Consider the following 17,870-nt stretch of genomic DNA (forward strand, 5'->3'; position numbering starts at 1 on the left):
GCGGCTATCCTCACCGCATGAGCGAGGACATTCGAGACCAGGTGACGCGCGTCCTGGAGCAGGTCCGCCCGCTGTTCCGGGACGACGGCGTGGAAATCGAGCTGCTGGGCGTGCGCGGTGGCGTCGTGTCCCTGCACGTGGACACGACGGGATGCACGGGATGTGCCTCGCCCCAGGAAGTGCTGGAAAGTGGCCTCGAGCGGCTCCTTCGCGAGAAGGTCCCCGGGATCACCCGGATCGTCACGATGTAGCGCCCGCGATGCCCGAACTCCCCGAAGTCGAGACCATTCGCCGCGACCTGGCCCGCCGCCTCGCCGGCCGCCGCGTGGAAAAGCTCACGCGCGCGGTGCCGGCCATGCTGCGCGAGCTGCCACCCGCCCGGCTGCGCCAGGCCGTGGAAGGCCGGCGGTTCCTGGAGCCCGGCCGCCACGGGAAGCTGCTGCGGCTGCCGCTGGAGGAGGGCGCCGAGCTGGGGGTGCACCTGGGGATGTCAGGCCGGCTCACCGTGGACGAGCGCAGCGTCGAGGCCGGCGCCCACACGCACGTGGAAATGCTCCTGGAGGACGGCGCCCGTCTGCGCTTCCGCGACCCGCGCCGCTTCGGCCGCTGGGCGCTGACCGCGAACGGCCGCACCTGGGGCCGCCTGTTTGGCAATGCCGGTGTGGACCCGCTGGATCCCGCCTTCGACGAGCCCGCCTTGCGCTCCATCCTGTCCCGGGCCCGCGGCGAGGTGAAGCGCCTGCTCCTGGACCAGTCGCGCGTGGCCGGCCTGGGGAACATCTACGTGTGTGAGGCACTCCACCGGGCGCGCATCCACCCGGCCCGCCGCGCCGACAAGGTGGCCCGGCCCGCAGCCGCGCGACTGCACCGGGCCATCCTGGAGGTCCTGCGCACCGCCCTGGAATCCCGCGGCACGACGCTCAACGACTACCGCGACGCCGAAGGCCGCCCCGGCGGATTCCAGCGGTTGCTCCGCGTCTATGACCGCGAGGGGGAGGCGTGTCCCGGGTGTGGACGGAAGGTACGGCGCATCCTGCAGGCCGGCAGAAGCACGTACTTCTGCCCGGGATGCCAGAGGCGGTAGGGATCGGCAGGAAGTGCTTCCAAGCAAGCCGGACGCGGGCTTCGGCACGGTTTCCGGGCGGACGGCTACCCCAGGTGCCGCCGCTTCAGTTCGGTCACGACTTCGGTCGGCGTCACCCCCGCCTGCGACCACAGCGCCAGCAGGTGGTACAGCAGGTCCGCCGACTCCTCCACCACCCGCTCCCTCGACTGCGCCAGCAGCGCGACGGCCACCTCGACGCCCTCCTCGCCCACCTTCTTGGCGATCGCGGCCGGACCCTTGCGGAACAGCTTCGCGGTGTGCGAGTCCTCCGGCAGCTCCTGGCGGCGGCGCTCGATGAGATCGTAGAGCTGGAGGCCTCGCGGTCGGCCCATGCCAGGGCCAGGGCGCGTCCCGCGGCGGGGTCGTGCACCACGACCGGCACCAGGCCGCGCTCGTCGTACTTCAGGCCGGACATCCACTCCTCGAAGTTCACGGTGCCTCCTGCAGTCGTTCCGCCCGCCGCCACGCGCCCCGGCGGGCGGTGGCGGGAGTCACGTCACCCGGTTCCGCTGTCCGGGGCGGGCGGCGGGCCGTCTCCGCCACCCAGCGCCCGGCGCGCCTGGGCCAGGGTGAAGCGGCCCTCGTAGAGCGCCCGGCCCACCACGATGCCCTCCACGCCGGCCTCCCCCAGCCAGCGCAGCTTCTCCAGCTCCGAGAGCGAGCCCGCCCCGCCCGAGGCGATCACCTTGAGGCCGGAGGCGCGCGCGAGGCTCTCCGCCAGGCCCAGGTTGGCGCCCCCCAGCATCCCGTCGCGGTCAATGTCGGTCACCATCACTCGCTCGCAGCCCATGCGCGCCAGTTCGGCGGCGAACTCGATGGCGCGCACCATGGTGCTCTCCTGCCAGCCGGCGACCTCCAGCACCCCCTTGCGGGTGTCCAGCGCCACCACGATCTTCCGGTCATGGCGCGCCAGCATGCGCTCCAGCCAGGCGGGCTCGCGCACCGCGCGCGTGCCCAGCACCACGCGCGAGGCGCCCATGGCCAGCGCCTCGTCCACGTCCTCGTCGGTGCGCAGGCCACCCCCCAGCTGGAAGGGGATCTTCACCGCCGCGGCCAGGGCGTACACCGCCTCGCGGTTGTCCTGCCCCTCTCCCAGCGCGCGGTCCAGGTCCACCACGTGGAGCATTTCCGCGCCGAGCCGCTCCCAGCGCCTGGCCATCTCGGCGGGGTCGTTGGAGTACACGTGCGCGGCGCGGCGCTCGCCGTGCTGCAGGCGCACCACGTGGTCATCCAGCAGGTCGAGCGCGGGTATGATGATCATGGCGGCTCCCGGAAATCCCTCAGCATGGCGGGACCCGCACGTCGGCGGGACCGGCGCGCCTCACGAGCCCGCCCCCAGCGTGCCGCGCAGCATCGTCTCGGCGTGGCCCAGGGCATCCGCGGGCGCCGCGCCTGAGAGGCCGCCGCCCTGGATCAGGTCGGCCTTGCCGCCGCCCTTCGCCCCGATGCCGGCCGACCACTCTTTCCAGAAGACCCGCAGGTCCAGCTCCACGCCCGGGCCATGGCCGACGATCCACGCGGGATTGTCGGACGCCAGCCCCAGCACGTACACCAGGCCCTCGCGCCCCTGCAGCCCGGCACTCAGCGCGCGCAGGTAGGCGGCGCTGCGGCCCTCGATCCAGCGCACCAGCAGCCTCGGCGCGGCCGCACCTCCGGGGCCCTCCGGCGTCACCGGCCCGCCGGGCGCGGACACCACCACGGCCTCGCGCGCGAAGCGCTCCGCCTCGTAGCCTGCCAGCTCCTGCTCCAGCTTCTCGAGACTGCGCCGCTGGGCGGCCGCCTCCTCGATCTTCTTCTCCACCACGGCCTCCACCTGCGCCACCCCGGTGGTGAAGCGCGCGGACAGCCGCTTCAGGGCGTCGTGCTTGGTCGCGTAGTCGCGCAGCGCGCGCCCGCCGCACACGAACTCCACGCGGCAGTTCTCGCGCACCTTCTCCGCCCCCAGCACCTTGATCAGCTGGATGCGCCCGGTGGTCGCCACGTGCGTCCCGCCGCAGGCGGAGCGGTCGAAGCCCTCCACGTCCACCACGCGCACCGACCCGTCCACCGCCGGCGGCTTGCGCAGTCCCAGCGCCTCGACCTGGTCGCGCGCCGCCTCGTAGACGGTCACCGGCCGGTCCTCGGCCACCACGCGGTTCGCCAACGCCTCCGCCTCCGCCAGCCGGGACGGGTCGCGCAGCTCCACGTCAATCGTGGAGGTCTCCGCACCCATGTGGAACGATACCGTGGGCGCCTTGAGCGCCGCCACGAACGCGGCCGAGAGCACGTGCTGGCCGGTGTGCTGCTCCATGTGGTCGCGACGGCGCGCCGCGTCGATGCGCGCCTTCCACGGCCCGGGGCCGGGATCGCCCTCGAGCCAGTGCAGCACCTCGTCGCCCTCCTCGGTGACCTCCACCACGCGCGCCCCGCCCAGCGTGCCGGTGTCGTGCGGCTGGCCGCCCGAGGTGGGGTAGAAATACGTGGCCTCCAGGGCCACCGCGGAGCGGCCGCCGCGGCCCGTCGCGGAGGCCGCCGGCGCCTCGAATTCCAGCGTGAGCGCGTCGTGGTAGTAGAGCTTCCTGGTCATGAAGTCCTCGGTTGCGGGTCCGGGCGCGCGCGGTGGCGCGGCGCCGGGTGGTCCCCCGGGCGGGAAACAGGATCCACGGCGGCGGCCCTAGGCATGCCCGTCGCGGTCGCGCTTGAGCTTGCGCCACAGCGTGGCGCGGGAGATCCCCAGCGCCTTCGCGGTGCGGCTCATGTTCTGGCGGTGCCGTTCCAGCGTGCGCGCGATGTGGCGGCGCTCCAGCTCCTCGAGCGTCATGTCCTCGTCCGGGGGGGGCGCGCCCGGCCCGCCGGCGCGCTCGGTCAGGAGCCGGCCGCTCTCCAGCATCCACGGCGGGAGGTCCGACGCCTGCACCTGGCGCCCCTCGGCCAGCGTCACGGCGCGCTGCACGGCGTTCTCCAGCTCGCGCACGTTGCCCGGGTACTCGTAGCGCAGCAGCACCGCCTGCGCCTCCTGGCTGAACTCCTTGAGGTCCTTGCCCAGGCGGTGCGCGTAGCGGGAGAGGAAGTACAGCGCCAGGATGGGGATGTCCTCGCGGCGCTCGCGCAGCGGCGGCAGGTCAATCTGGAAGACATTGAGCCGGTAGTACAGGTCCTCGCGGAACGCCCCGCTGCGCAGGGCCTCCACCAGGTCCCGGTTGGTGGCCGCCACCACGCGCACGTCCACCACGCGGGACTGGTTGGCTCCCACGCGGCGCACCTCGCCCTGCTGCAGCACGCGCAGCAGCTTCACCTGCAGCGAGGGCTGCAGCTCCCCGATCTCGTCGAGGAACAGCGTGCCCTGGTCGGCCTCCTCGAACAGCCCCCGCTTCTCCTGGGACGCCCCGGTGAAGGCCCCGCGGGCGTGCCCGAACAACTCGCTCTCGACCAGGTTCTCCGGCAGCGCGCCGCAGTTCACGGCCAGGAAGGGCCGGTCGGCCCGGCGGCTCTGGTAGTGGATGGAACGCGCCACCAGCTCCTTGCCGGTGCCGCTCTCCCCGGTGATGAGGACCGGGGAATCGGTCGGTGCGATCTTCTCCACGAGCTTAAGCACCCGCTGCATCCGCGGGGTGGCGCCGAGGATGTCTTCCGACGGGCGGGTCCGGAGGGGCCCCTGTGCGAAGGTTGGGGTCGGCATGGGTGGTTCTTTCGTGCCGTGGCCAGTGTCTCAGGGTGAAACATGGGCATTGTGGCAGATACGGTGGCGGGGCGTCAATCGGGGCGCGAACGTGGCGTAACATATTGGGACATGGTAGCTTATGAAAGTGGAGCCGACGCCGAGGGCCGAGGCAAGTGGATGTGATCTATTGAGTTGACCGCGGGAAGCCCGCCGGGCGCCGCGTGGCGGGGGAACACAGGCCACCCGGCCCGGCCGTGGCAGGTTCGGGCCCTGGTGGGCCCCCGGGGGCACGCTGGCAGCGGGCTGGCAGGTCCCTCGGGGCGCCGGCCGGAGCGCCCTACGTCTGCAGCAGCCCCTGCACCGACTGCAGCGCCATGTCGAACAGGCCCCCGGGCTGGATGCCCATGTAGAGCAGGGCCAGGATGGACGCCAGCATCAGCGCGTTCACCACCGGCTTCGCGGCGGGCACGGCGTGGTTCTCGCCGGGCTCCTGCATGTACATGGCCACCACCGGGCGCAGGTAGTAGAACACCGAGATGACACTGTTGAGGACGCCCACGATGGCCAGGCCCAGGTGGCCGGTCTGCACGGCGGCCTTGAAGATGTAGAACTTGCCCATGAAGCCCGCGGTGGGCGGGATGCCGGCCAGCGAGAACAGGAACACCGCCATGGCCAGCGCCAGCCACGGCGAGCGCGACGCCAGCCCGGAGTAGTCGTCAATCAGCACCGCGTCGCCGCCCTTCTGCCGCTCCAGCGCGGTGATCACGGCGAACGCGCCCAGGTTCATCAGCGCGTAGGGCAGGAAGTAGAACAGCAGCGCGGCGCGGCCGTCATCGCCGCCGGCCACCATGGCCACCAGCAGGTAGCCGGCGTGGGCGATCGAGGAGTAGGCCAGCATGCGCTTGATGTTCTTCTGCTGGATGGCCACCACGTTGCCCCAGGTCATGGTCAGGATGGCCGCGGCGGCCAGGAAGCCCGACCACTCCGCGGTGAGCGGGGCGAACGCCACCCAGAACACACGCGCGAAACCGGCGAAGGCGGCGGCCTTCACCCCCGCGGCCATGTAGGCGGTGACCGAGGCCGGCGCGCCCTCGTACACGTCGGGCGTCCACATGTGGAACGGCACCGCCGCCACCTTGAAGGCGAAGCCGATGCCCACCAGGATCATCGCCACCGCCAGGATGGCCGGCTGAGAGGGGTTGCCCGCGATGGCCGCGGCGATCGCGTGCAGCCGCGTGGATCCGGTGGCACCGTAGAGCAGCGCGATGCCGAACAGCAGGAAGGCAGAGGCAAAGGCGCCCAGCAGGAAGTACTTCAGGGCGGCCTCGGTGGAGTCCATGCGCGAGCGCGCGAAGCCGGCAAGGATGTAGATGGCCAGCGAGAGCGTCTCCAGGCCGATGAAGGTCAGCACCAGGTCGGTGGAGGAGGCCATCAGCACCGCGCCCAGCGTGGCGAAGACGATCAGCGCGTAGTACTCGCCGTGGGCCAGCCCGTTGCGCTTCAGGTACGGGATCGAGATGAGCGTGGTGTAGATGCCGGCGGCCAGGACCACCACGCCGAAGAACACGGTGAAGTCGTCGGTGACGATCATCCGCCGGAAGCCCTCGGAGCGCACGCCCCACTGGCTCACCAGGTCGGCCAGCGCCACGAACATGCCGGCGGCGGCGAACCAGCCCACCAGCCCCGAGCGCTCGTCGCGCATGAACGCGGAGAGCAGCATGGCCACCAGGCCCACCACGGTCAGGATCTCCGTGGGCCGCAGCGTCACCCAATCCTGGACGGTAAGGGTGAGGTCGAGCGCCGCATTCATCGCGTCACCTCCGCGGCGGGCGGGCGGGCCATGGTCACCTCGGAGGCGCGCCCCTGGAAGTCACGCAGCAGCAGGTTCACGCTCGGCTCCATCCGGCTCAGCACGGGCTTGGGGTAGATGCCCATCCAGAAGATCAGCACCAGCAGCGGGATCAGCACCCACTTCTCGCGGGTGTTGATGTCCTTGAGCTCCTGGTTCTTCGGGTTCTCCAGCTTGCCGAAGATGGCGCGCTGGAACATCCACAGCATGTACACGGCGCTCAGGATCACCCCGGTGGAGGCGAACACGGTGATCCAGCGGTGCTTCTCGAACGCGCCCACCAGCACCAGGAACTCGCCCACGAAGCCGTTGGTGCCCGGCAGTCCCACCGAGGAGAGCATCACCACCATGAACATCGCGGAGTAGATGGGCTGCGCCTTCCACAGCCCGCCGAACTCCGAGATCATGCGCGTGTGCCGGCGCTCGTAGATCATGCCCACCAGCAGGAACAGCGCCCCGGTGCTCACGCCGTGGTTGAGCATCTGCATCAGCGAGCCCTGCAGGCCCTGGGTGTTCAGCGCGAACATGCCCAGCACGCAGAAGCCCAGGTGGCTCACCGAGGAGTAGGCCACCAGCTTCTTGAGGTCGGGCTGCACCATGGCCACCATGGCCCCGTAGATGATCCCGATCACCGAGAGCACCAGCACCATGGGCATGAACTGCAGCGTGGCGTGCGGGAACAGCGGCATGGCGAAGCGCAGCATGCCGTAGGTGCCCATCTTCAGCAGCACCCCGGCCAGGATCACCGAGCCCGCCGTGGGGGCCTCCACGTGGGCGTCGGGCAGCCACGTGTGGAACGGGAACATCGGCACCTTGATGGCAAAGGCCACGAAGAAGGCCAGGAACAGCCACGCCTCCATGGAGGCCCCGAAGCGCGTTCCGTACAGCGCCAGCAGGTCGGTGGTGTACGTCCCGGTCTGCGCGTGGTGGTGGAAGTACAGGACCAGGATGGCGACCAGCATCAGGACGCTGCCCGCCATGGTGTACAGGAAGAACTTCACCGCCGCGTAGATGCGCCGCTCGCCGCCCCACACCCCGATGAGCAGGTACATCGGGATCAGCATCGCCTCCCAGAACAGGTAGAACAGCACCAGGTCCAGGGACACGAACACGCCCAGCATGCCCGTCTCGAGCATGAGCAGCGAGATCATGTACTCCTTGATCTTCTTGTGGACGGAGGTCCACGAGCTGAGGATCGCCAGCGAGGTGAGCAGCGTGGTCAGCAGCAGCAGGAACAGGGTGATGCCGTCCACACCCAGGTGGTAGGACGCGCCCAGCTTCCCCAGCCACGGGAGGCGTTCCTCGAGCTGCATCCGGGCCTCGCCGGTGCGGAACAACTGCAGCACGCGCACCGACACCAGCAGGTCCGCGACGCTCACCAGCATCGCGAACCACTTGATGCCCTCCTCGTTGCGGCGTGGCCAGGCCAGCAGCGCCAGCGCGCCCGCAGTGGGAAGGAAGACCAGCAGACTCAGGATACCCATCGCAGCCCGCCCCTAGCGCAGGAAGTAGAAGCCCAGGACCACCATCACCCCCAGCACCATCGCCAGGGCGTAGCCGCCCACGTACCCGCTCTGCACGCGGCGGACCGTGCCGCCCACCGCCCGGACCACCTGGCCCGCGCCATTCACCGCCGCGTCCACCACCCGCACGTCGAAGAACGTCCACAGCGCCTGCGAGGCGGACACGAAGGGCCGGATCACGGCGGCGCCGTAGAACTCATCCACGTAGTACTTGTTCAGCAGGGTTCGGTAGGCGCCCGGCAGCGCGGCACCCAGGCTCCCCGGCAACCCCGGCCGGCGGCGGTAGAAGGTCCACGCCACGAGGATGCCCAGCAGCGCCACCGCCAGCGAGAAGACCATTAGCATCAGCTCGGTGGAGTGGCCCGCGGCGTGCCCGCCGGCCTCCGCCGCGTGGGCGCCCGCGGCCGCGGCGGCCTCGCCGCCCTCGGCGCCGAACACCGGCTCCAGCCACTGCGTGAACGGGTTGCCGCCCGGCATCATCGGCTTCGGCAGCCCGATCCAGCCGCCGACGATGGACAGCGCCGCCAGCACGTAGAGCGGCACCAGCATGCGGTTGGGCGACTCGTGCAGGTGGTGCTTCGCATGCTCGGTGAGGCGCGACTCGCCGAAGAACGTCATGTAGACGGCGCGGAACATGTAGAACGCGGTGCAGAACGCGCCCAGCACCCCCACCACCCACAGCGCCCGGTGCCCCTGGAACGCGCTCCAGAGGATCTCGTCCTTGGAGAAGAAGCCGGCCAGCGGGAAGATGCCCGCCAGCGCCAGCGTGCCGATGAGGAAGGTGGTGTAGGTCCTCTTCAGGGGCCCCTTGAGGCTGCCCATGTGACGCATGTCCTGCTCGCCGGAGAGGGCGTGGATCACGCTGCCCGAGCCCAGGAACAGCAGCGCCTTGAAGAACGCGTGGGTCATCAGGTGGAAGATGCCGGCGGTGAATGCGCCCACCCCCAGCGCCAGGAACATGTAGCCCAGCTGGCTCACGGTGGAGTAGGCCAGAACCCGCTTGATGTCGTTCTGGACCAGCCCGATGGTGGCGGCGAACAGCGCGGTCGCCCCGCCCACCACGGCCACCACGGTGAGGGCCGTGGGGCTCATCACGTACAGCACGTGGCAGCGCGCCACCATGTACACGCCCGCGGTCACCATGGTGGCCGCGTGAATCAGGGCGCTGACCGGTGTCGGACCCTCCATGGCGTCGGGCAGCCACACGTACAGCGGCAGCTGCGCGGACTTGCCGCACGCCCCCACGAACAGCAGCAGGCAGATGGCGGTCAGCACCGGGTCCCCGGCGTGGAAGCTGCCGGCGGCCTTGAAGACGTCCACGAAGTTGAGCGAGCCCATGTTCCAGAAGATCAGCATCATGCCCAGCGCGAAGCCGAAGTCGCCCACGCGGTTCACGATGAAGGCCTTCTTGCCGGCGTCGGTGGCCGACTTCTTCTCGTACCAGAACCCGATCAGCAGGTAGGAGCACAGCCCCACCCCCTCCCACCCCACGAACAGGGTGACGAAGCTGGAGCCCAGCACCAGCAGCAGCATGGAGAAGGTGAACAGGTTCAGGTAGGTGAAGTAGCGGGCGAAGCCCTCGTCGTGCTCCATGTAGCCGGTGGAGTAGACGTGGATCAGGAAGCCCACGCCGGTCACCACCAGGATCATCACCACGGAGAGAGGGTCCACCAGCAGGGCCAGCGGGACGTGCAGCGAGCCGGCATCAATCCAGTCGAACAGCGGGACCACCACCTGCCGCGACGCCGGCTCGAGCCCGCGCAGACCCACGAACAGCGCCACCGAGGCCAGGAACGACAGGAACACCGTTCCGCAGGCCACCAGGCCCACCACGCCCTTCGACACCCGCCGGCCGAGGAACAGGTTGAACAGGAATCCCAGCAGCGGGAAGAGCGGCACCAGGGCGGCGATTCGGAAGTCCACGTCTTACCCCCGCAGCAGATCGACCTGGTCGATGTCCACCGACTCGTGATGCCGGAAGATCGAGATGATGATGGCCAGGCCCACCGCCACCTCCGCCGCCGCCACCGTCATCACGAAGAACACCACGACCTGGCCGTCCAGCGAGCGCATGTTGCGCGCGAAGGCCACGAACGCCAGGTTGGCCGCGTTCATCATCAGCTCGATGCACATGAAGATGACGATCGCGTTGCGACGGACCAGCACGCCGGTCACCCCGAGACAGAACAGGGCGGTGCTGACCCACAGGTAGTTGGAGATCGGGACCATCAGAACTTCCTCTTGGCCAGCACCACGGCCCCCACCAGCGCCACCAGCAGCAGCACGCTGGTGACCTCGAACGGCAGCAGGTAGCGCGAGTACAGCGCGCGGCCCACCTCCAGGGTGTTGTTCACGGCGCCGAAGGCCGGGTCGCCCGCCCCCGGAGGGTAGGTGGCGGTGGTCACCACCGCGCCGAGCTGCGCCAGCAGGCCCATGCCCAGCGCCGCGCCCAGGATCTTCGGACCGAAGATCGCGCGGCCGGAGCGCGGCGTTCCGGTGAGCTGCAGCAGCATGATCACGAACAGGAACAGCACCATGATGGCGCCGGCGTACACGATCACCTGCACCATGGAGATGAACTGCGCGCCCAGCGTGAGGAACAGCCCGGCGACGGCGCACAGGGTCACGACCAGCGCCAGCGCGCTGGAGACCGGGTTGGGCAGCAGGACCACCAGGGCGCCCATGACGCAGGCGGCCACCGCGCACACCCAGAAGATAAGTTCCGTCACGGACGGGGCGGCCAGGTGCACCTCTACCTCCCGATCCAGGTCATCACCACGGCGGTGACGACGATGTTGAACAGGGACAGGGGCAGCAGGACCTTCCACCCGAACGCCATGAGCTGGTCGTAGCGCAGGCGCGGGAAGGTCCAGCGGAGCCAGATGAACACGAAGATCAGCGCCGCCACCTTGAGGCAGAACCACACGTACGGCGGCAGGAACGGGCCCTGCCAGCCGCCCAGGAACAGCGTGGTCATCATGGCGCACGCGGTGATCATGGCGGCGTACTCGCCGAGGAAGAAGAACGCCCACTTCATGCTGCTGTACTCGGTGTGGAAGCCGGCCACCAGTTCGGACTCGGCCTCGGGCAGGTCGAAGGGCGCGCGGTTGGTCTCGGCCACCGCGCAGGCCAGGAACAGCAGGAAGCCCAGCGGCTGCCACACGATGTTCCACATGTGCGCCTGGCCGTTCACGATGTCCACCAGCGAGAGGCTGCCGGAGCCCATCAGCACGCCCATGACCGCGAGCCCCATGGAGAGCTCGTAGCTGATCATCTGCGCGGTGGCCCGCAGCCCGCCCAGCACCGAGTACTTGCTGTTGGACGACCAGCCCGCCAGCACGATGGCGTACACCGACAGCGACGTGAACGCAAACACGTACAGCACTCCCACGTTCAGGTCGGCGATCCGCCCGCCCGGGCCGCTGGAGAACGGGATCACCGCGAACGAGGACATGGCCGGGATCACCGCGATCATGGGTGCGATGTGGAACAGGATCTTGCGCGACTCGGTGGGGGTCACGTCCTCCTTGAGGAACAGCTTCAGCACGTCGGCGATGGTCTGCAGGAGGCCGAACGGGCCCACGCGCTCGGGCCCGATGCGCAGCTGGATGTGCCCGGCGATCTTGCGCTCCGCCCACACCAGGTACGTCACGGCGCCCAGGAACGTGCCGATCACGATCGCGCCCCGCAGGAACGACTGCAGCACCACGTTGAGGATGTCCGGCGTCATGACGAGTGCACCGAGGCCCCCAGCGGGACCAGCTTGAGGTCGGCGTGGGCGGCGCCGGGGCCCAGGATGCGGTTGGCCTCCGCGCCGGCGAAATGGTCGGGGAAGAACGCAACCCCCGGCGCGGACGGGCCGCCCACCTTCACGCGCACCTCCAGGCGGGTGCCCGGGGCCTCCAGCTGCGCCAGGTCGCCCTCGTCCAGCCCCAGGCGGGCCGCGTCCTCGGCGGACACATGCAGCACCGGCGAAGGCAGCAGGCCGGTGAGCACCGGGTCGTGGCGCGTCAGGGTGCCGTGGTGGAAGATCGAGTTGCCGGCCTCGACGCGCAACAGGCCCGCGGCGGGTGCGGCCACCGCCCGGCCCTCGGGCACCGGCGCGAAGACCGGCGCCGCGGCGCCCTCCAGGGTCCAGCACGGCGCGGCCGGGCCCACGCGGCGGCCCAGCCCGGAGTAGAGCTTCACCCCGGTGCGGATCTCCTCCTGCACCGCCCGCACGTCGGCGTAGTTCCAGGCCGTGCCCGCGGCGGCCGCCAGGCGCTCGAGGATGCGCCAGTCCGGCATCGCCTCGCCCGGCGCGGGAGCCGCGGCGCGCAGCGCCTGGATGCGGCGCTCGGCGCTGGTCATCGAGCCGTCCGACTCGGCGTAGGAGCAGGCCGGGAGCGTGAGGTGGGCGGCCCCGGTGGCCTCGGTGTCGAAGAGCTCCAGGACCAGCACGAAATCCACCTTGCGCAGCGCGGCCTCGGCCAGCTTGCGGTCCGGGAAGTGACTCAGCGGGTTGGCGCCGGCCAGCACCAGCACCCCGACCTCGCCGGCGGCGGCGCGCTTCAGGATCTCGGCGGTGTTCCAGCCGGCCTTCGGGGCGGCGGCGTAGCCGGGGCCCAGGTCGGGCAGCACGCCGAGGTCCATCGCACCCTGGGTGTTGGCGCGGTCCCACAGCGGCGTGAGCGCGGCGCCGGCCAGCAGCGCGATGTCCGAGAGGGCGGCCACCAGGGCCTCGGCCTCGGCGCTCGCGAACACGCGCGAGCCGAACAGCAGCACCCGCGGCCCGGCGGCGAAGAACGTGGCGGCGGCGAGCTCGAAGGCCTCGCGCGCGAGGCCGCTGCCGGAGGCCACGGACTCCCACGTCCACGCGTCGCACAACTTCGCCGCGGCCTCGCGGTGCGCGGCGGCGGCGGCGGGGTGCGCGGCCACGGCCTTGAGCAGGCCGCGTGCGGCGGCCAGCTCGGCGCCCGAACGATACGTGAGCGTGGACGCCGCGGCCTTCAGGCGGTCCACGCGGCGAGAGTGCGCCACCACCAGCGGCAGGTTCCGGTAGTTGAGCTCGCGCAGCACGCTGGTGCCGTAGAGCGGCTGCTCCTCGCACAGGTCTTCGCCGAAGCTCAAGACCGCGCCCGCGGTCTCCAGCGCGGAGGCCGGGGCGGGCGGGAACGCGGCCAGCCGGCGCAAGGTCGCCCCGGAGAGCGGGGCGCGCGCGGACATGCGGTGGTCCACGTGCGGCGAGCCCAGCACCTCGCGGAAGAGCTTCTGGAACAGGTACAGATCCTCGTTGGAGAGCCGGGCCCCCGCGAGGCCGGCCACGGCCTTGCCGGCGCGCTTCGCGGCCTCCACGGCCTTCGCCCATGCGTCCAGCGCCGCGCTCCACTCCACCCGGCCGGTGGTCCCGTCGCGCCGCGCCTTCGGGTGCTGCAGGCGGTCCGCCGCGCTGATGAACTCGTAGCCGAAGCGGCCGCGCGCGCACAGGAAGTCGCGGTTCACGCCGTGCGAGCGCTTGGCCCGCGCGCGCACCACCTTCGAGCCGTGCCGGCCCAGGTGGTAGGTGCAGCCGTTGGAGCAGTAGGTGCAGACAGTCTCCACCTGCTTCAGCTCCCAGGGCCGGGAACGGAACCGGAACGGTCGGCTGGTGAGCGCGCCCACCGGGCAGACCTCGATGCAGTTGCCGCACTGCTGGCACTCGAGCGGGCCGCCGCCCAGGGAGCTGATGCGGCTCTGGTACCCGCGCTCCTCGATGGCCAGCGCGGTGTCGCCCATGATGTCCTTGCAGTAGCGCACGCAGCGCGCGCACACGATGCAGCGGTTGCGGTCCAGCACCACGACGGGGCCGAGGTCCACCTGGTCGAAGGCGCGCTTCATCTCGCCGAAGCGGGAGCCGGTGATGCCGTGGTCGTAGCTGGTGTCCTGCAGGTCGCACTCGCCGCCCTCGTCGCACACCGGGCAGTCCAGCGGGTGGTTCACCAGCAGGTACTCCATGATGCCGGTCCGGGCCTGCACCGCCATGGGGCTCTGGGTGCGGATCTGCATGCCCTCGGTCACCGTCTCGGTGCACGCCGGGATGGGCTTGCCCACGCCGACCTTCTCCACCAGGCACATGCGGCACGCGCCCAGCGGCTTCAGCCGGTGGTGCGAGCAGAAGATGGGGATGACGATGCCCAGCTGGCGCGCCGCCTCGGTGACCAGCGTGCCCTCGGGCACGGTCACCGCGCGCTCGTCGATGTTGAGGGTGATCATCTTGGGGTCGGGCATGGCATCCTCTACCGGGATCCCGCCAGGGCCGCGTCGCGGACGACGCAGCGCTTCTCGCGGATGTGGGCCTCGTACTCCTCGCGGAACGTGCGCACCGAGCTCTCCACCGGCATGGCCGCCGCGTCGCCCAGCGCGCAGAAGCTGCGCCCCAGCAACGTGCCGCACAGGTCCAGCAGCAGGTCCAGGTCGCCCGGCTGGCCCATGCCGTGCTCGATCCGGTCCAGGATCTTCTCCATCCAGTAGGTACCCTCGCGGCACGGGGTGCACTTGCCGCACGACTCGTGGCGGTAGAACCGGATCAGGTTGAGCGTGGCGCGCACCATGCACATGCGCTGGCTCATCACGATCACCCCGGCGGAGCCCAGCATGGAGCCCGCGGCCTGCACCGACTCGAAGTCCAGGGCGATATCCACCTTCGAGGCGTCCAGCACCGGCACGGACGAGCCTCCGGGGATCACCGCGCGCAGTTCGTGGCCGTCGCGCATCCCGCCGCATACGTCGTAGATCAGCGTCTTCAGCGAGGTGCCCAGGGGCAGCTCGTAGTTGCCGGGGCGTTTCACCGGACCGCTGACCGAGAAGATCTTGGTGCCGGGGCTCTTCTCGGTGCCGAACTTGCGGAACGCCGCGGGGCCCTGGCCCACGATGAACGGGACACAGCAGATGGTCTCGACGTTGTTGACCACCGTCGGGCCGCCGTACAGCCCCTTCACCGCCGGGAACGGCGGCTTCAGGCGAGGCTGGCCGCGGTAGCCCTCCAGCGAGTCCAGCAGCGCGGTCTCCTCGCCGCAGATGTAGGCGCCGGCGCCGCGGTGCACCACCAGTTCCAGGTCGTAGCCCGAACCGAAGATGTTTCTGCCGAAGTAGCCCCTGGCGTACGCCTCGGCCAGCGCCTCCTCCAGGATCTGCGCCTGCTGCACGAATTCGCCGCGGATGTAGATGAACGCCAGGTGCGCGCCGATGGCGTAGGCCGCGAGATGGATGCCCTCGAACAGCATGTGCGGGCACTTTTCCATGAGCTCGCGGTCCTTGAAGGTGCCCGGCTCGCTCTCGTCGGCGTTGACCACCAGGTACCTGGGGTCGGCGGAGACCTTGGGCACGAAGCCCCACTTCATGCCGGCCGGGAACCCCGCGCCGCCGCGGCCGCGCAGGCCGGACTGCTTCACCTTCTCGATGATCTCGTCCGGTGCCACCTTCGAGGTGAGCATCTGCCGCGCGACCTGGTAGCCGCCCACGTCCGCGGCCTCGTAGCCGGCCAGCGCCCGCAGCCCGGGCTTGTGGAAGTGCTTGAAGAGAATGTCGTTCATGGCAGCGAGTCCAGGATCCGGTCGAGCGCCTGGATGGTCAGGTTCTCGTGGTACACGCCGTTGATCTGCACCGCGGGGCCGGTGCCGCAGGAGGCCAGGCACTCCACGTTGCGCAGGGTGAAGCGACCGTCCGGGGTGGTCTCGCCGGGCTGGATGCCCAGCCGCTTGCGCAGGTGGCTGGCGATGTCGTCCGCGCCCATCAGCGCGCACGAGAGCGTCCGGCACACCTCCACCACGTACCTGCCGACCGGCTGGCGGTGGAACATGGTGTAGAAGCTCACCACGCCGGACACCTCCTCGGCGTGCAGGTCCAGCAGCTTTGCCACCAGCGCCTCGGCCTCCTCGGAGACGTACCCGAACTCGCGCTGCGCCACGTACAGCACCGGCAGCACCGCCGACCGCTTGCGCGGGTACTTCGCGATGATCCGCCGGCACTCTTCCAGCGCCGCGGGCTTGAACTCGAGGGCCATCAGCGGTCCACCTCCCCCAGCACGATGTCGATGGAGCCGATGGCGGCGACCACGTCGGCCACCAGGCGGCCCTCGCACATGGCGGCCAGCGACTGGAGATTCACGAAGGAGGGGCCGCGCACGTGCACGCGGTACGGGTTGGGACCGCCGTCGCTGCAGAGGTAGTAGCCCAGCTCCCCCTTGGGCGCCTCCACGGCCTGGTACACCTCGCCCGGCGGCGGGCGGAAGCCCTCGGTCACCAGGCGGAAGTGCTGGATCAGCGCCTCCATGCTGGAGTGCACGTCCTCGCGCGGCGGCAGCACGTACTTCGAGTCGGGCGAGCGGTACGGGCCGGCGGGCATCTTCGCGATCGCCTGCTGGCAGATCCGCACGCTCTGGCGCATCTCCTCGAGACGCACCACGTACCGGTCGAACACGTCGCCGCCGGTGGCCGTGGGCACCTCGAAGTCGAAGTGGTCGTACGAGGAGTACGGCCGCGCCTTGCGCAGGTCCCACTTCACGCCGGCGGCACGCAGCAGCGGGCCGGTGACGCTCAGGTCCTTCAGCTGCGCGGCGGTGAGCACGCCCACGCCCTTGGTGCGACGCAGCCAGATGGGGTTCTTCGTGAGCAGCGTCTCGTACTGGACGATGTGCCCGGGCATCTCGTCCACGAACTGCCTGGCGGCCTCCAGGAAGCCCCCGGGCATGTCCAGCATCACGCCGCCGATGCGCACGAAGCTGGCGGTGAGACGGGCGCCGCAGATCATCTCCTGGAGCAGCAGGAACTTCTCGCGCTCGCGGAAGCAGTACAGGAACACCGTCTGCGCACCCATGTCCATGGCGTGGGTGCCCAGCCACACCAGGTGGCTGGCGATGCGCGTCATCTCGGTGAGCAGCACGCGGATGTACTGCGCCCGCAGCGGCACCTCGATGCCGCACAGCTTTTCCACCGCCAGGCAGTAGCCCAGGTTGTTGGAGATGGGCGCGAGGTAGTCCATCCGGTCGGTGGTGGGGATGAACTTGTAGTAGTTCTTGCTCTCCCCCTGCTTCTCCATGCCGGTGTGCAGGTAGCCCACGTGGGGCGTGCAGCGGACCACGGTCTCGCCGTCCAGGTCGAGCACCAGCCGGAGCACCCCGTGCGTGGACGGGTGCTGCGGGCCCATGTTGAGGGTCATGGTCTCGGTGTGGAGACTGGCGACGTCAGTAGGCATCCGTGTAGTCCGGGCTGATGGTGACGGGGCGCTTCTTGTAGGTGTCCAGGTTGTGCGTGAACGCCACTTCCTCGCGTCCCAGCGGGTATTCCTTGCGCAGCGGGTGGCCTTCCCAGTCGTCGGGAGTGAGGATGCGGCGCAGGTCGGGGTGGCCCTCGAAGGGGATGCCCATCAGGTCGTAGATCTCGCGCTCCAGCCAGTTGGCGCCACCCCACACGCCGGTGGCGCTGGGGCAGGGCTCGCCGTCGCCCACGCGGACCTTCACCCGGACGAAGTGACCGTGAACCGTGGAGTTGAGGTGATACAGGATGTCGAAGCGCTCGGCGCGCTCCGGCCAGTCCACCGAGGTCATGTCGCTCAGCAGGTCGAAGCGCAGCGCGGGCTCGTCCCGCAGGAACGCGAGGGCCTCCAGCAGGCGGTCCTTGCGCAGCGTGAGGGTGATCTCGCCGCGGAACTCCGCCTCTCCCAGGACCGCGTCCCCGAGGCGTTCCCGCAACGCGGCCGCAACCGGCCCGGCTGGTTCGCTCACCGTGATCCTCCCCG

The 17,870-nt window shown here is 70.3% G+C and carries 17 protein-coding genes; 2 read left to right on the plus strand and 15 right to left on the minus strand.

The window, feature by feature from the left end:
• Positions 1 to 17 precede the first annotated feature (17 nt).
• Both HZB25_03160 and mutM read left to right on the plus strand, forming a co-directional pair.
• Positions 18 to 251, plus strand: a complete 234-nt coding sequence (locus HZB25_03160; GenBank protein ID MBI5836224.1) for a NifU family protein — start codon at positions 18 to 20, stop codon at positions 249 to 251.
• Between the two features lie 8 nt (positions 252 to 259).
• Entirely contained in the window at positions 260 to 1,084 is an 825-nt protein-coding gene (gene mutM / locus HZB25_03165) for a bifunctional DNA-formamidopyrimidine glycosylase/DNA-(apurinic or apyrimidinic site) lyase (GenBank protein ID MBI5836225.1), read from the plus strand.
• Positions 1,085 to 1,149: 65 nt separating this feature from the next.
• Here the strand turns inward: mutM and hisE are convergent, their stop codons facing one another.
• From hisE to HZB25_03240, 15 genes are all read right to left on the minus strand, one after another.
• Positions 1,150 to 1,437, minus strand: coding sequence for a phosphoribosyl-ATP diphosphatase (hisE, locus tag HZB25_03170; GenBank protein MBI5836226.1), 288 nt, complete (start codon positions 1,435 to 1,437; stop codon positions 1,150 to 1,152).
• A gap of 164 nt (positions 1,438 to 1,601) precedes the next feature.
• On the minus strand, positions 1,602 to 2,366 hold the full coding sequence (gene hisA / locus HZB25_03175; protein MBI5836227.1) for a 1-(5-phosphoribosyl)-5-[(5-phosphoribosylamino)methylideneamino]imidazole-4-carboxamide isomerase: 765 nt from the start codon (positions 2,364 to 2,366) through the stop codon (positions 1,602 to 1,604).
• Between the two features lie 60 nt (positions 2,367 to 2,426).
• Positions 2,427 to 3,671, minus strand: coding sequence for an alanyl-tRNA editing protein (locus HZB25_03180; protein MBI5836228.1), 1,245 nt, complete (start codon positions 3,669 to 3,671; stop codon positions 2,427 to 2,429).
• Between the two features lie 87 nt (positions 3,672 to 3,758).
• A complete protein-coding gene (locus HZB25_03185; GenBank protein ID MBI5836229.1) occupies positions 3,759 to 4,679 on the minus strand; it encodes a sigma-54-dependent Fis family transcriptional regulator in 921 nt (306 codons plus the stop codon).
• A 403-nt stretch (positions 4,680 to 5,082) separates the two neighbouring features.
• Entirely contained in the window at positions 5,083 to 6,555 is a 1,473-nt protein-coding gene (locus HZB25_03190; protein MBI5836230.1) for an NADH-quinone oxidoreductase subunit N, read from the minus strand.
• Complete coding sequence (locus HZB25_03195; protein ID MBI5836231.1) at positions 6,552 to 8,078, minus strand: NADH-quinone oxidoreductase subunit M; 1,527 nt, start codon at positions 8,076 to 8,078, stop codon at positions 6,552 to 6,554. Before HZB25_03195 ends, HZB25_03190 begins: the two co-directional genes overlap by 4 nt.
• Before the next feature lie 12 nt (positions 8,079 to 8,090).
• Positions 8,091 to 10,040 (minus strand): NADH-quinone oxidoreductase subunit L, encoded by a 1,950-nt coding sequence (gene nuoL, locus HZB25_03200; GenBank protein ID MBI5836232.1) that lies wholly within the window; start codon positions 10,038 to 10,040, stop codon positions 8,091 to 8,093.
• Positions 10,041 to 10,043: 3 nt separating this feature from the next.
• Positions 10,044 to 10,346, minus strand: a complete 303-nt coding sequence (nuoK, locus tag HZB25_03205; GenBank protein ID MBI5836233.1) for an NADH-quinone oxidoreductase subunit NuoK — start codon at positions 10,344 to 10,346, stop codon at positions 10,044 to 10,046.
• Entirely contained in the window at positions 10,346 to 10,867 is a 522-nt protein-coding gene (locus HZB25_03210) for an NADH-quinone oxidoreductase subunit J (protein MBI5836234.1), read from the minus strand. Before HZB25_03210 ends, nuoK begins: the two co-directional genes overlap by 1 nt.
• A 2-nt stretch (positions 10,868 to 10,869) precedes the next feature.
• The gene (gene nuoH, locus HZB25_03215; GenBank protein MBI5836235.1) at positions 10,870 to 11,847 is read right to left on the minus strand and encodes an NADH-quinone oxidoreductase subunit NuoH; all 978 of its coding nucleotides are present in this window, start codon (positions 11,845 to 11,847) and stop codon (positions 10,870 to 10,872) included.
• Positions 11,844 to 14,363, minus strand: a complete 2,520-nt coding sequence (gene nuoG, locus HZB25_03220) for an NADH-quinone oxidoreductase subunit NuoG (protein ID MBI5836236.1) — start codon at positions 14,361 to 14,363, stop codon at positions 11,844 to 11,846. The genes nuoH and nuoG overlap by 4 nt, the downstream gene beginning before the upstream one ends.
• Before the next feature lie 8 nt (positions 14,364 to 14,371).
• On the minus strand, positions 14,372 to 15,667 hold the full coding sequence (gene nuoF / locus HZB25_03225) for an NADH-quinone oxidoreductase subunit NuoF (protein ID MBI5836237.1): 1,296 nt from the start codon (positions 15,665 to 15,667) through the stop codon (positions 14,372 to 14,374).
• Positions 15,664 to 16,137: an NADH-quinone oxidoreductase subunit NuoE gene (nuoE, locus tag HZB25_03230; protein MBI5836238.1), complete on the minus strand. Its 474-nt coding sequence runs from the start codon at positions 16,135 to 16,137 to the stop codon at positions 15,664 to 15,666. Before nuoE ends, nuoF begins: the two co-directional genes overlap by 4 nt.
• Positions 16,137 to 17,327 (minus strand): NADH dehydrogenase (quinone) subunit D, encoded by a 1,191-nt coding sequence (gene nuoD / locus HZB25_03235; GenBank protein MBI5836239.1) that lies wholly within the window; start codon positions 17,325 to 17,327, stop codon positions 16,137 to 16,139. Before nuoD ends, nuoE begins: the two co-directional genes overlap by 1 nt.
• Positions 17,317 to 17,856 (minus strand): NADH-quinone oxidoreductase subunit C, encoded by a 540-nt coding sequence (locus tag HZB25_03240; GenBank protein ID MBI5836240.1) that lies wholly within the window; start codon positions 17,854 to 17,856, stop codon positions 17,317 to 17,319. The genes nuoD and HZB25_03240 overlap by 11 nt, the downstream gene beginning before the upstream one ends.
• Between the last annotated feature and the right edge of the window lie 14 nt (positions 17,857 to 17,870).

This window comes from Candidatus Eisenbacteria bacterium (genome assembly GCA_016235265.1).
Lineage (GTDB): Bacteria > Eisenbacteria > RBG-16-71-46 > RBG-16-71-46 > JACRLI01 > JACRLI01.

Coding starts and splice junctions, on each gene's coding strand:
- nuoK (MBI5836233.1), bottom strand. CDS start 10,346: ATGGTCCCGATCTCCAACTACCTGTGGGTCAGCACCGCCCTGTTCTGT.
- hisA (MBI5836227.1), bottom strand. CDS start 2,366: ATGATCATCATACCCGCGCTCGACCTGCTGGATGACCACGTGGTGCGC.
- nuoD (MBI5836239.1), bottom strand. CDS start 17,327: ATGCCTACTGACGTCGCCAGTCTCCACACCGAGACCATGACCCTCAAC.
- HZB25_03190 (MBI5836230.1), bottom strand. CDS start 6,555: ATGAATGCGGCGCTCGACCTCACCCTTACCGTCCAGGATTGGGTGACG.
- nuoE (MBI5836238.1), bottom strand. CDS start 16,137: ATGGCCCTCGAGTTCAAGCCCGCGGCGCTGGAAGAGTGCCGGCGGATC.
- HZB25_03160 (MBI5836224.1), top strand. CDS start 18: ATGAGCGAGGACATTCGAGACCAGGTGACGCGCGTCCTGGAGCAGGTC.
- mutM (MBI5836225.1), top strand. CDS start 260: ATGCCCGAACTCCCCGAAGTCGAGACCATTCGCCGCGACCTGGCCCGC.
- HZB25_03180 (MBI5836228.1), bottom strand. CDS start 3,671: ATGACCAGGAAGCTCTACTACCACGACGCGCTCACGCTGGAATTCGAG.
- nuoF (MBI5836237.1), bottom strand. CDS start 15,667: ATGAACGACATTCTCTTCAAGCACTTCCACAAGCCCGGGCTGCGGGCG.
- nuoH (MBI5836235.1), bottom strand. CDS start 11,847: ATGACGCCGGACATCCTCAACGTGGTGCTGCAGTCGTTCCTGCGGGGC.
- nuoG (MBI5836236.1), bottom strand. CDS start 14,363: ATGCCCGACCCCAAGATGATCACCCTCAACATCGACGAGCGCGCGGTG.
- hisE (MBI5836226.1), bottom strand. CDS start 1,437: ATGGGCCGACCGCGAGGCCTCCAGCTCTACGATCTCATCGAGCGCCGC.
- HZB25_03195 (MBI5836231.1), bottom strand. CDS start 8,078: ATGGGTATCCTGAGTCTGCTGGTCTTCCTTCCCACTGCGGGCGCGCTG.